This is a genomic window from Pseudooceanicola sediminis (assembly GCF_003575965.1).
Taxonomy (GTDB): Bacteria; Pseudomonadota; Alphaproteobacteria; order Rhodobacterales; family Rhodobacteraceae; genus Pseudooceanicola; species Pseudooceanicola sediminis.
In genome coordinates this window covers 126,326-138,583 of record NZ_QWJJ01000004.1, presented here as the reverse complement: position 1 = coordinate 138,583, position 12,258 = coordinate 126,326, and the positions used below count along the sequence as shown (strand labels likewise).

Sequence of the window (12,258 nt, the reverse complement as noted above, 5' to 3'; positions counted from 1 at the left end):
TATTGACTTCAAGATTTTCGCAGCTTTGTGGGGGGCGTTCATCTACAAAGCCGCGTTTCACCTTGACGCGTGGGCGGAAAAATCTTTGCTGCCTATTATGCGCGCAGGCCGTTTCGACGTCTTTTTTGGATGTGGAACTGGACGGTGACGCTTTGCGTAAGCCTCTGTAATAAATAACGTCGCTCTATGGCAAACGCATATGGCATTTCGGGTGTCGTGCCATATCCTTCCCGAATAAACGCGGCTATGCGGCTGCCGCGTTTGCGCCAGAGGTTGCGTTTCTTGTTTTCATCAATGGTTGAATGTATTGGCCGAATTGCTCAATTCCGATGACAAAGTCATCAAACGTCAACATCAGCCCTTTCAACCCCTTGGTGGATGCAATTTCATCGAGCATTGCGGCAACCTGCTCATAGGAACCGATCAGTTTCAGCATCCCTGTCGGCTGCGGATTGGAAATGGCGCGGGTAAGTGCAACGGCCGTCGATCCCTCCTTCGAGACCTTGTCCATGCCTGCCTGGCTGGCCTGCCATTCCAGCGCTTCGATGTCTGTACCTTCCTTGTACAGGTTCCACTTGGCCCAGGCGGCTTCCTCCGTGCGATCCGCGATGACCATCAGCAACAGGAAGGCGCCGGTGTCACGCCCGTGTTTGTCGGCTGCTGCGTTGACCTTGGCCACCATCTCGCGGCTCTTGCTGGTTTCGTTGATGTTGCCGCCGGCACCGACAAAGTTGTAATCCCCGTAGCGGGCAACGAACTCCATGCCCTTCTCGGACTGGCCGGCACCGACGATCGGGATGCGGTTCCCCGTGGGTTGGGGCGACAGTCTGCAATCGTCCATCTGAAAGAAATCGCCCTTGAAGTTCGACACGCCCTCGCTCCACAGCTCCTGCATGACCTGCACGTATTCCGAGGCATAGTCATACCGGCGGGCGAAGTGTTCTGGCGTCAGTTCGATCCCCATCTGCTGATATTCCTTGGGCTGCCATCCGGTCACCATGTTCACCCCGAACCGACCCGGCGCTATGGAATCGATCGTCGTGGCCATCCGCGCGGTCAGGGCAGGTGGCAGGGTCAGCATCGCGCAGGACGCGAACAGCTTGATCCGGGTTGTCACAGCGGCCAGGCCGGCCATGAGCGTAAAGCTCTCCAGGTTGTGGACCCAGTATTCCGACGGCCCGTTGTAGCCGCGCAGCTTGATCATGGATAAAGCGAAATCCAGCCCGAAATGCTCGGCGCGCTGCACCACGATCTTGTTCAGATCAAAGCTGGGCATGGTCTTGGGAGAGGTGGTGGAGATCAGCCAACCGCGGCTGCCAATCGGGATGAAGACGCCAATCTGGGTCATGTCGCTTCCTTTCAAAGTCTCTCGGCCACCGTGGGGCGGTGCGCTGCGTTGTCTTCAGCTTTGGTCAGACCGGGCGGCGCGCCAATCGACTTATTTCGCCGGGCAGCTTGAGATTTTCTCAGCCCCGGCCTGGCGGGGTGGTCGGGGCCGGCTTGCGCGGCTTGGTCGCGGGACAGGCTCGGCTGGCTGTCGCACCTGCCCAGCCGCCATAAAACGGGAAGGGACAGGAGGGGGATCAGGGCCATCAGCGCGAAAGCCGCGTGAAAATCAGAGAGTGTCATCTGTGGCGACGCCCCCTGCAACAGTGACAGCAGCGCAGCGGAAAGCGAGATGCCAAGGCCCATGGCCAGTTGCTGGAATACCCCGGCAGAGGACACGGCGCTCGACAGTTGATGTTCGGACAGGGCGGTGTAGGTCAACGTGTTGGCCGCGTTGAAGTACAACGTGCGGATGGTGCCGGACACGACGCAAAGGGCCAGCAGCGGAAAGAGCGGCCAGTCCGGGCCGATCAGGGCAAACAGGGCGACGGAGGCCGAGCCGGTCAGCGTCAGAGCGATCATGACGGCGCGAAAGCCGTGACGCGCCAGCATTCCCCTGAGCAAGGGTTTCGATGCAAAGGAGCCGAGCGCCGCCATGGCCGATAACAGACCGGCGGTGATCGGGCGGAACCCCAGCCCCAGTTGCAGGATCAGCGGAGTAAGAAACGCCATCGAATTCAAACCGATACGCCCGATCCCGCCGGCGATGACGCCGGTGGCAAAGGCGCGTTGCGAAAACAGCGACAAATCCAGTGCGGGGGCCGTCAGGCGACGCGAGTGACGACGGTAGACGGCGAATATCGCCACACCTGCGCTCGCAAGGCAGACCGCCCCGAGTGGCCCGTAACGCGGATGGCCCAAGGCCTCGATCCCGAGTTGGAACATGGCCAGGGACAGACCGGCCAGGGCGAACCCGCCGAGGTCGAAGCGCTGCGCGCCGACCGGCGCCTCAGGTTCGATCAGGCGCAATGCCCCGGCGATGGCTGCTGCGCAGATCGGCAGGTTGACCAGGAACAGCAGCCGCCAATGCGCCATTTCCACCAGCGCCGCGCCGATCAACGGTCCGATCAGCGGTCCGATCAGTACGGGGATCGTCAGCCATGTCATGGCATCCAGTGTGCGCCCGCGCCCGAAGGCGCGCAGCACGATCATGCGCCCCACGGGGGTCATCAACGCGCCGCCGAACCCCTGGATAAGGCGAAAGGGCACCATCATCCACAGCTCCGGCATCAGGGCGCAGAGCACGGACGCGGCCATGAAAACACCGATTGCACCGCAAAACACCCGCCGCGCCCCGAAACGATCGGCAAACCAGCCCGACACCGGCATGAACACCGCGAGGCTGAGCAGATAGGCCGTGATCAGCACGTGCAGCGACAGCGGTGCGCGCCCGAGGTCGTCGGCGATGGTCGGGATGGCGATCGTCAAAAGCGTTGAATCGATGCCCTGCATCAGAAAGGCGCAGGCAACCACAAAGGCGATGGCGATCTGGCGACGTTGAGACAGTATGTACAAGCGACACCTCCACACGCGCCGGGCGGGCGCCTGCAGAGTGAATGGTCCGGGCGCGCTCAGATCGTCAAAAGAGAAAACCTAAAGGCCGCGCTTAACTTTTCTCAGCACGGGTGGGCCAAGGTTTTCTCAGCATCCGCCAGAGATTTCCGCATTCGGCCTGCGCCGCCGTGCGTCATAGCCTCTTGGCTGACAGGGACAGGCAAAGGTGCAGCATGAACCGAGTTTGGGAGAGCTTTCTGACCGAGGACGACCGCGCACTGACGCGCAGCAGATCCCTGCGTGTGCCGCATGGTCCGGGGCGGGTGAACGCGCTGCTGGTGATCGACATGCAGGTCACCGCGATCGGAGAGGATCGCCCGATCGTCGAGCAGCTGGACAGGTTTCCCGGCGCATGCGGACCCCACGCCTGGCGCGCCATTCCCGTGCAACAGCGCCTGCTGGAGGCCGCGCGGCGGGTGGGTATGCCGGTGATCTATTCCAAGCATGTCTTTCACCCCTACACCGGCCTGGCAAAATCGGCGTCGGGTGTGTTCGCCGCCAGTGACCCGCGTTCCGAAATACAGGCCGAGGTCGCGATGCAGGCCGGCGATATCCTTTTGGAGAAGCAGACACCTAGCTGCTTTACCTTCACCAATCTGCACATGATCCTTCAGGAGTTGGGCGTCGACGGATTGCTGACGGTCGGCAATTCGACATCGGGGTGCGTGCGCGCCACCTGCGTCGAGGGTGAGGCGATGGGGTACAAGATGATGGTGGTCGAGGAGGCAGTCTTTGACCGCATCGAGATGAGCCACGCTGCCGCCTTGTTCGACATGCAGTTCAAGATCTGCGACGTGATCGACGAGGCGGCGGCGATGGCCCTGATCGCCGGCCCGGCCGCCGTGCAGAAAACCGCCTGAGGAGGCACGCTGATGATGCCATCAGAACGTCGAGTTGACCGCTTTGTCGCCGCCGCGCTTCAGCTTGGTCCGGCCTCGGCCACCATTGCCGAAACGGTCGACAGGATCATCGATCTGCTGGCACGGGCCGCCGCACAAAAGGCGCGCATCGCGGTTTTGCCCGAACTGGCGCTGACACCTTATTTCGCAGCCGAAATTCGCCCTTCGGTCGAGCCGTTTGCATCCGTATCGCAGAATGCCGAGGCAATCAGCCGCATCGGCAAGGCCGCGCAGGAACATGCCATCGCGGTGGTTCTGCCGCATGCGGAGGCCGCCGAGGCCGGGCTGTACAATGCAATGGCCTTTATCGATGCGGCAGGAGAGGTGCGGGGCAGGTTCCGCAAGGTGCACATTCCGGGGCAGACCACACCGGATCCGGCCAAGGACATCACGATCCTGGAAAAGCGCTATTTTCTGGACGGCGACCTGGGGTTTCCCGTCTATGATCTGGGCCCGGCGCGGGTGGGCGGCATGATCTGCTATGATCGGCGGTTTCCGGAAAGCTATCGGGCGTTGATGCAGGCGGACGCCGAGCTTTTCGCGGTGTCCTACAATACGCCGGTGATGAATGGCGGCACGCTGGAAAAGGCCCGCGCGGCATCCCGCCTGGCAATTTGCGGCGGAGCGTTCGCCAACGCGACCTATGCCATCGCGGCGGGCAAGGCCGGGGTGGAAAACGGCGTGACCTACATCGGGGACAGTTTCATCTGTAGCCCCGAGGGCGAGGTGATGGCCACGGCACAGAGCATGGACGACGAAGTGGTGGTGGCCGAGCTGTCGATGCCTGAACAGCAGGCGTTGCGCGCACGTTGGAATTTTGCCGCAAACCTGCGCCCGGATGTATATCGCGCCCGCCATAGCGATGCCGCCTGATCTGGCGCCGCAGGAGAGCCGAAGAATGCGCAGGACCATGTGTATTTAGGCAATTCGGGGCGCGACGCTCAATAAAACACCGTTTTCCCTTTGTGCGGGTCACGTCAAATCCATGCCGCTTGCCGCGTCGAAGGGCGCTGTGGTCTGCTGATTGCAGGGTGAGGAACCGCCCGTTTTCGGGCTTTCTGCAACAGCGGGGATGACATGCGAAAAAGAGCGCCCTTGAATGCTATTCGCGCCTTTGAAGCGACGGCGCGGCACGGCTCGGTCGTCAAGGCGGCGGATGAACTTTGCGTCACGCCGACGGCGGTCAGTCATCAGATCCGGATGCTGGAGGAGTTCCTTCAGGTGCAGTTGTTTCTGCGCAAGAACAGTCGCATCGAACTGACCCAGGACGCGCGCGCCAATGTCGCACGGATTACGCAGGCGCTGGACCTGATCAACGATGCAGTGATGTCGCTGACCCAGTTGGAAGAGGACGTGCGCCGCCGGCTGACGGTGTCCGCTTCGACCTCGGTTGCGTCGCTGTGGCTGATGCCACGGTTGGGCGAATTCATGGAAATCGAGCCGGAGGTCGACCTGAACGTGCGCACCTTCATTTCCCGCCGGGAAGCCGAGGAGCAGGAGAGCGATTTTCGCATCCTGAACTGGCAGACGACGCTGGACTGCCAGGTCGAACCGCTGTTGGAAGAAGATATCGTGCCTGTCTGCTCGCCCGATCTTGCGGCGCGTTTCGGTAATGATGCCAAGGAGATACTGGCACATGCGCCGCTTGTGCATGTTGACCGGTTGCAGGACGGGCTTGAAGGGACCTATCCCGATTGGACGCGCTACCTTGCGGAATACGGGGTGTCGCGGGGCGATGTTTCGCATGGGCCGCGCTTCAACCAGGCCTCGACCGGGATCGACGCGGCGCGGGCCGGCGCCGGGGTTCTGCTGGGCCGGTCGCTGCTGACGAGCCAGGCGATTGCGCGCGGGGATCTGATCAAGGTGGCGGACATCTATCCGATCCGCAGCGCCTATTACCTGTTGTCGCCGTGGAAGCCTGACAGCCGCGAAACAATGCAGCGATTCAAGGACTGGATCCTGGGCAAGGTGCGTCAGAACGCGCTGGTGCACGCCGCCTGACCCGCCGGTTCGAAAGCGAGCGAAATGCGAAAGGCCGCCCGGTGAGGGCGGCCTTTCTTGCGTGCATCGGGTCGCTGTCAGCCTGCCTGCATCGGGTCCAGGACATGTTCGTCCGAGGGGTGCCAGCTCATCACAGCAGTGTCCCCGATTTGCGGGTTTTGGGCGAAATACTCGGTATCGCTTTGCAGCACCGTCATCTCATCGCCCAGCGTGGTTTGAAGGGTGATGCGCACAAGGTTGCCTTGATATTCAATCATTGCGATCTGTCCTTCCAGACTGCGCATGCCTGGCGAACGGCCCAGGCGGCAGCGGTCGGTACGCACGGAAACCTGGTGCGTATCGCTGGTCAGAACGTTCTGGCCACCAAGAAACCGCGCCACGAAGGCGTTGGTCGGCGTCTCGAACACCTCGCGGACCGGGGCGGCCTGCATGATTTTCGCGTCATTCATCACGACGATCATGTCCGACAGGGCCAATGCCTCGTCCTGGGAGTGGGTGACATGGATGAAGGATATACCCAATTCTTTCTGAATCCTTTTCAGCTCCGAACGCATCTTGATCCGCAGGAAGGGATCAAGCGCCGAGAGCGGTTCATCCAGCAGCAGAACCTTTGGGCGGGTGATCAGGGATCGCGCCAGTGCAACGCGCTGTTGCTGACCCCCTGACAGCTGATTGGGCAGGCGGTCGGCCAGGTGATCCATCTGAACCAGTTCGAGGTAGGCGCGGGCCTGCTTGCGCCGCTCGGTCGTGGCGACGCCGCGCACCTTGAGCGAAAAGGCGACGTTGTCGAGCGAGGAGAGATGCGGAAACAGGGCGTAGTCCTGAAACATCATCGAGGTGCCGCGGTCGACCGGCAGTTTGTGGGTCACTTCCTCGTCATGGATCAGGATCGCGCCCTCGGTCACGTCTTCATGTCCGGCCAGCATGCGCAGCGTGGTCGATTTTCCGCAACCCGAGGGGCCGAGCAGGCAGCAATAGCTGCCCCGGGGGATGCGCAACGATATGTCGTCGACGGCCGGTGCGCCGGGACCGTAGCTCTTGGTGACCGCGACCAGCTCTGCGTCGAAACGGTGGCCTTGCGTGGCCTGCTTGAGGTGCGTCTTTTCAGGCTCTGGCAGGGCGGCTTTGGGTTTGAGCTGGCTCAGGTTCATTGTGCGGTCCTCGAAGAGCGGCGCTTGGCCAGCCGCGTCATGATGAGCAGTGACGCGATGACCAGCGAGAAGGAGACGAAAGTGGTGACGGTGCCCACGGCAAAGATCACCGGTGAGGTCGCGGCGGTCAGCAGGCCGGTGATTTCCATCGGCATGGTGTTGCCGGTGCCGACATTCAGCTGCGTGCGGGCGGTTTCCTCGTAGGAGGAGGTCAGCGAGGCCATGGTGATGGCGATGATACCGGGCAGGATGATCGGCACGATGACCATCCAGAACCGCTGACGGGCATTGGCGCCGAGGTCGGTCGCGGCTTCCTCATACGCCGGGTTGAAGCGGCCCAGAACGATGAACATGATCAGCATGCCAAACGGCAGGGTCCAGGTCAGCTGGGCGCCGATACCCGAGGAGAACCAGTTCACCCGCCATCCCAGCAGGTTGAACGTCAGTGCGATGCCGAACCCGACGAAGATACCCGGCAGCACCATCGAGGCAATGGCAGAATAGAAGACGAAGTTTGCCCCCGGAAACTTGCGCCGATAGGCCATGCCCGCCGAGACGGAGATGATCATCGTCAGCACCCCGACGATCAGAGCCAGCCGGATCGAACGGCGGAAGGCCGACGGAATGTCGCCCACGCCTTGCCCGCCGGTGCCCTGGAACAGCACCTGGAACCAGTGCGTCGACCAGCCGACCATTGGGAAGGACATGCCGCCCTGCGGCCCCTGGAACGACAGCACGTAGACACAGGCCATCGGCGCATAGAGGAAAACGGCGTAGGCGCCCAGAAGCGTGGCGAGGACATAGAAGCTTGCCGGGCGTTTGCGTTTGCGCGTAGCCATGGCGGACCCTTCCTTATTTCGTCAGTTCTTTGCGAATGTCGGCAAAGCGCAGCAACAGCGCCACGAGGCCCAGCACGATGGCCAGCATCAGCACGGATTTCGCGGCGGCGGGGGGGTACTGAAAGGCGTTCAGTTCGGTCACGATGGCCATGGTGGCGGTGTTGACCTGACCGCCGGACATGGTCTTGACGATGAAGAAATCGCCCATCACCGCCGTCACGACAAAGATCGTGCCGATGGCAATGCCCGGGCGGGCCAGCGGCAGGATGATCTCTCGGATGATCTGGAATTCCGAGGCCCCGGCGTCCTGCGCAGCCTGGATGATCGAGCCGGGGATCTTCATCATCGAGTTCGAGATGGTGATCACCATCGGCATGGTCAGCAGGTGGATATAGGCGACCAGGATGGCGAATTCGGAATACATCAGCCAGGCAACGGGCTGATCGACGATGCCCAGGCCGAGCAGCGCCTGGTTGACCAGACCCTCGCGCCCCAGCAGCGGCACCCAGGCAACCGCGCGGATCGGTCCGGAGGTCCAGAACGGGATGGCGATGGCCGCCAGCAGCATCAGACGGATTTGCAGGGTGCGGACATGGAAGACCAGGAAATAGGCAATGGAGAAGCCCAGGGAAAAGGTGATCACCCAGACGATGGCGACGAACTTGAACGTCGTTTCATACAGATCGAGGGTCAGTTGCGAGGTCAGCACGTCCTGCCACGACCCGAGATATATCTCGGGAAAGACGCGGGCAAAATCGTAGTCCAGAAAGCTGACGACGATGATGATCAGCAGGGGCACCAGCACCATGGCGGTAAAGATGATCCCCATCGGCGCGACCTGAAGCAGCGATACGGCTTTGGGATTGAGCTTCATGAATAGCCTCTGTGTAAGGGCCGGGGTGGCCGCGGCACGCCCTGCGCCGCAGCCGGGGTGCGGGATCACGCTGCGATGAAATCCTGCCAACGCCGCACAAGGTAGCGGTCTTCGTCCATCAGCGAGTTCCAGATGCCGATATTGCCCATCCGGTCCCACAGGGCGCCGCCATCGCGCACGGCGCCTGCCGTTTCCATCACCTTGCCGAAGGGGTTGAGGATGTCGTCGGTTGCCGCCTTGCCCTCGTACCAGTAGCCGTATTCGTTCTCGGTCATCATCGGCTGCACGTTTTCGGGCACCGAGTTGTAGAAGCCCTGGCGCGAGATGAAGGCGCCAACCCAGCCGGAGTTGTACCAGTTCATGTATTCGATGGCGCAGTCGCGTTGCAGGCCGTCGAGGTGGCTCATGCCCATCATCATGATGTACCAGCCGCGATAGCCTTCCTTCATGCCGTTGTACTTGCATTCGATCCCGCGGGTGCGGACCTCGGTGACGGCAGGGGCCCACATCGATTCAAGCACGACCTCGCCCGAGGCCATCAGCTGCACGGATTGCTCGAACGTGGTCCAGAAACTGCGGAAATGGCCGTCCTTCTTGTAGGCGATCAGCTTGTCGATGGTGGCGTCGATCTCCTCCTTGGTCATGTTCCCCTTGTCGACGTAGGTGACATCGCCCATGGCCTCCAGCGCCATGGCGGCGTCGGGGACACCGACTGCCACACCATCCTGCAAGGCGACCTTGCCGTTGAAATCGGAACTGAGCAGATCGGCCCAGCTTTCGATCGGGCGGTCGATCAGATCGGGGCGGATGCCGATGGTGTCGGCGTTATAGTAAAGCGGCACGCCGACCAGCCATTCGGTCGGGGTGAGCGAGTATTCCTTGGCCTTTTCAGAGGTATAGTATTGCGCCTTGATCGGCGCATAGCCCTGCATCGAATAGGCTTCGCCGTTGGGATAGGTGCCTTGCGTGAACAGCGGCACGGTCTTGTCCCACCATTTGTAATCCTTGACTGCCAGCGGCATCAGGATGTCACGGCCCAGAAAGTATTTCATCGAGGTGTTGGGCACGTCGACCACGTCCAGCGTGTCCGGCTGGGTCAACATGCGGTTGGTCTGGGTGGTCTGGTCCAGCGTCTGCATCTCGACCGTGAAGCCGAGGTCCTTGTTCGCCTGTTCCGCGATATTGGGGATGGTCGAATAGCTTTGCCCGGCGTGGACGATCTTGACGTCCTTGATGTTCTGCGCCCAGAGCATCGGCGCGGGGAACAGGCTGGCGGCACCGGCGGCCGCACCGGTTTTCAGCAAGGCACGGCGCGACAGGCCGGTCGGTGCCGGCGTGGTGCCGGGGGCGGTGGTGCTGGCGTCTTTCGGTGTCTTGGGTGTCATACATCCCTCCTGCGGACGTGAGTGGCGCACGGCCCATTTTTGCGACCTGCCCATGTGCCTGAGCGGCATTTCGTGGGGGTCCGGGTCCTTGATGCGCTATCGCTTCTGTTGGTCGTGCGGATTGGGTGGCGTCTGGGCGCCCCTGTCAAAAGTGTCGCGGAGGCAGGCGCGATCGGGCAATTGAAGAAAACTCACGCAGAGGCTGAGGAAAGCTGCGGTGCAGCGAAACGCAGATGCTGTTTAGGTGGCAGCGACCCGTACCGCAGAGGCCCCCGATGAACTCCGAACACCAGTTTGACAGCCCGAACCCCTTGTCCATGACTGCGGGCGCCATCGTCCGCGCCGTGGCCGAGGGGCGCCACAGCGCCGCCGACATCGCCGAGGCGACCATCGCCGCCATTGAGCACCGCGAGCCGGATGTGCAGGCCTTTGACTATTTTGACGCCGGTCTGTTGCGCGCGCAGGCGGCGGCGATCGACAGTGCCGGGAGTCGCGGACCGCTGGCCGGCGTAACGGTTGGCGTCAAGGACGTGATCGCGACGCACGACATGCCGACGGCCCATAACACACGGCGATACGAAGGCGTGCGCCCCGGCGTCGATGCCGCCTGTGTCGACACCCTGCGTGCCGCCGGGGCGCTGATCGTGGGCAAGACGGTGACCACCGAATTCGCCGCTGGTCAGCGGGGCGGCAAGACGCGCAATCCGCATGACCCGACACGCACGCCGGGGGGGTCCTCCTCGGGGTCGGCGGCGGCCGTGGCGGCGGGAATGTGCGCGGTTGCCCTTGGTACGCAGACCGGCGGGTCGACCATACGGCCGGCCTCGTTCAACGGCATTTTCGGATGGAAGCCGACGTGGAACGTGATCTCGCGCGAGGGGCTGAAGGTCTATTCGCTGACCTGCGACACGCTGGGCCTGTATGCCCGGGACATTGGCGATCTGGAGTTGCTGGCAGATGTCTTTGACCTGGATGCGGCGCCGACACCTGACAGCCTCGAGGGGCTGCGTATCGCCCTGTGCCGCACGCCGGTCTGGGACGCGACCGAGCCTGCCATGCGCGACGCCCTGGGGCGCGGCGCGACGTTTCTGCGCGGGCAGGGCGCGCAGGTGGTCGAGCTGGAATTGCCGTCGATTTTCAATGACCTGCACGCCGCGCATTCGATCATCCTGGCGCGCGAGGGGCGCAGCGCCTTTCTGAACGAGGTCCGCCGGTGCCCGGATCTGCATCCGCAGTTTCTGGACATGGTGGGCAACGCCCGCCAGATCACGCCGGACCAGGCCCGCTGGGCCTATGCCCATGCCGACACCTGCCGCGCCGCCTTTGACGAGATCGCGCAGGGCTTTGACGCGGTCATGACGCCCTCGGCCTGTGGCGAGGCGCCGGTGGGGCTGGACTATACCGGGGATGCGACGATGAATTCGATGTGGACGCTGTTGCAGGTGCCGGTCGTCTCGGCGCCTGGCCTGACAGGGCCGAACGGGATGCCCCTGGGCCTGTCGTTCGTTACCCGTCGTTACGCCGACCGGACCGCGCTGGCCATTGCGGGGCTGGCGACGCAGGCCATCCTGGAGGGGTGAGGAATTTTCAGCATTGCCGCCATGAAACGTCAGTCGCCGGGATCGGACGGCCCGCCTAGTCTTTGGAATAGCGACGCAAACAGGGAAAATGACATGCGCCACAGCCACGTCAGCCAGACGGCCTTTCGCGACGGAATGGCCTGCCTCGCCGGGGCGGTCAATATCGTCACCACCGACGGAGACGCAGGGCGGTCGGGGTTCACGGCGTCGGCCGTGTGTTCTGTTACCGATACGCCGCCGACGCTGCTGGTGTGCCTGAACCGCAGTTCGTCGGCGGCCCCAGCGTTTCTGGAAAATGACGTTCTGTGCGTGAACACGGTGGGGCCGGTGCATCAGGATCTGGCCATGCTGTTCGGTGGCAAGACCCCGATGCAGGCGCGGTTCGAGACGGCGGCCTGGGGGCGGGCGGTGACCGGCGCACCGGTGCTGGAACAGGCGGTCGTCAGCTTTGATTGCCTGATCACCCATAGCCATGCGGTCGGCACGCATGAGGTGCTGTTTTGCGAAGTGGTGGGCATCGTGCAGGACGCGGGCGCCCCGGCCTCGGCCTATTTCGGGCGGCGTTTTCATGAGCTGAGGGCCTGACGCA

11 protein-coding genes are annotated in these 12,258 nt (G+C 62.7%); 5 read left to right on the top strand and 6 right to left on the bottom strand.

Annotation, left to right across the window (positions count from 1 at the left end; translation table 11 throughout):
• Window positions 1-244: 244 nt before the first annotated feature.
• Entirely contained in the window at window positions 245-1,348 is a 1,104-nt protein-coding gene (rutA, locus tag DL237_RS05805) for a pyrimidine utilization protein A (protein ID WP_119398095.1), read from the bottom strand.
• An 11-nt stretch (window positions 1,349-1,359) separates the two neighbouring features.
• Window positions 1,360-2,901 carry an MFS transporter gene (locus tag DL237_RS05800; RefSeq protein WP_119398094.1) on the bottom strand — a complete coding sequence of 514 codons (1,542 nt, stop codon included), beginning with the start codon at window positions 2,899-2,901 and terminating at the stop codon, window positions 1,360-1,362.
• Window positions 2,902-3,113: 212 nt separating this feature from the next.
• On the opposite strand from DL237_RS05800, the gene DL237_RS05795 reads away from it, so the two are divergent.
• The 3 genes from DL237_RS05795 to DL237_RS05785 all read left to right on the top strand — a co-directional run bounded on the left by DL237_RS05795 (window position 3,114) and on the right by DL237_RS05785 (window position 5,840).
• Window positions 3,114-3,800, top strand: coding sequence for an isochorismatase family protein (locus DL237_RS05795; RefSeq protein WP_119398093.1), 687 nt, complete (start codon window positions 3,114-3,116; stop codon window positions 3,798-3,800).
• A 12-nt stretch (window positions 3,801-3,812) separates the two neighbouring features.
• Window positions 3,813-4,712, top strand: coding sequence for a nitrilase-related carbon-nitrogen hydrolase (locus tag DL237_RS05790; protein WP_199671989.1), 900 nt, complete (start codon window positions 3,813-3,815; stop codon window positions 4,710-4,712).
• Between the two features lie 222 nt (window positions 4,713-4,934).
• Window positions 4,935-5,840 (top strand): LysR substrate-binding domain-containing protein, encoded by a 906-nt coding sequence (locus DL237_RS05785; RefSeq protein ID WP_158585591.1) that lies wholly within the window; start codon window positions 4,935-4,937, stop codon window positions 5,838-5,840.
• Between the two features lie 77 nt (window positions 5,841-5,917).
• On the opposite strand, the gene DL237_RS05780 is transcribed toward DL237_RS05785, so the two are convergent.
• The 4 genes from DL237_RS05780 to DL237_RS05765 all read right to left on the bottom strand — a co-directional run bounded on the left by DL237_RS05780 (window position 5,918) and on the right by DL237_RS05765 (window position 10,089).
• Entirely contained in the window at window positions 5,918-6,991 is a 1,074-nt protein-coding gene (locus tag DL237_RS05780) for an ABC transporter ATP-binding protein (RefSeq protein ID WP_119398091.1), read from the bottom strand.
• Complete coding sequence (locus tag DL237_RS05775) at window positions 6,988-7,830, bottom strand: ABC transporter permease (RefSeq protein WP_119398090.1); 843 nt, start codon at window positions 7,828-7,830, stop codon at window positions 6,988-6,990. The genes DL237_RS05780 and DL237_RS05775 overlap by 4 nt, the downstream gene beginning before the upstream one ends.
• A gap of 13 nt (window positions 7,831-7,843) precedes the next feature.
• Entirely contained in the window at window positions 7,844-8,704 is an 861-nt protein-coding gene (locus DL237_RS05770) for an ABC transporter permease (RefSeq protein ID WP_119398089.1), read from the bottom strand.
• Window positions 8,705-8,769: 65 nt separating this feature from the next.
• Window positions 8,770-10,089 (bottom strand): ABC transporter substrate-binding protein, encoded by a 1,320-nt coding sequence (locus DL237_RS05765; protein WP_119398088.1) that lies wholly within the window; start codon window positions 10,087-10,089, stop codon window positions 8,770-8,772.
• A gap of 275 nt (window positions 10,090-10,364) precedes the next feature.
• Here DL237_RS05765 and DL237_RS05760 point away from each other — a divergent pair, with 275 nt between their 5' ends.
• Together DL237_RS05760 and DL237_RS05755 are read left to right on the top strand one after the other, a co-directional pair.
• A complete protein-coding gene (locus DL237_RS05760; protein WP_199671988.1) occupies window positions 10,365-11,669 on the top strand; it encodes an amidase in 1,305 nt (434 codons plus the stop codon).
• Window positions 11,670-11,762: 93 nt separating this feature from the next.
• Window positions 11,763-12,254: a flavin reductase gene (locus tag DL237_RS05755; RefSeq protein ID WP_119398087.1), complete on the top strand. Its 492-nt coding sequence runs from the start codon at window positions 11,763-11,765 to the stop codon at window positions 12,252-12,254.
• The last annotated feature ends 4 nt before the right edge of the window (window positions 12,255-12,258 follow it).

Coding starts and splice junctions, on each gene's coding strand:
- rutA (WP_119398095.1), bottom strand. CDS start 1,348: ATGACCCAGATTGGCGTCTTCATCCCGATTGGCAGCCGCGGTTGGCTG.
- DL237_RS05795 (WP_119398093.1), top strand. CDS start 3,114: ATGAACCGAGTTTGGGAGAGCTTTCTGACCGAGGACGACCGCGCACTG.
- DL237_RS05790 (WP_199671989.1), top strand. CDS start 3,813: ATGATGCCATCAGAACGTCGAGTTGACCGCTTTGTCGCCGCCGCGCTT.
- DL237_RS05780 (WP_119398091.1), bottom strand. CDS start 6,991: ATGAACCTGAGCCAGCTCAAACCCAAAGCCGCCCTGCCAGAGCCTGAA.
- DL237_RS05775 (WP_119398090.1), bottom strand. CDS start 7,830: ATGGCTACGCGCAAACGCAAACGCCCGGCAAGCTTCTATGTCCTCGCC.
- DL237_RS05770 (WP_119398089.1), bottom strand. CDS start 8,704: ATGAAGCTCAATCCCAAAGCCGTATCGCTGCTTCAGGTCGCGCCGATG.
- DL237_RS05765 (WP_119398088.1), bottom strand. CDS start 10,089: ATGACACCCAAGACACCGAAAGACGCCAGCACCACCGCCCCCGGCACC.
- DL237_RS05760 (WP_199671988.1), top strand. CDS start 10,365: ATGAACTCCGAACACCAGTTTGACAGCCCGAACCCCTTGTCCATGACT.
- DL237_RS05755 (WP_119398087.1), top strand. CDS start 11,763: ATGCGCCACAGCCACGTCAGCCAGACGGCCTTTCGCGACGGAATGGCC.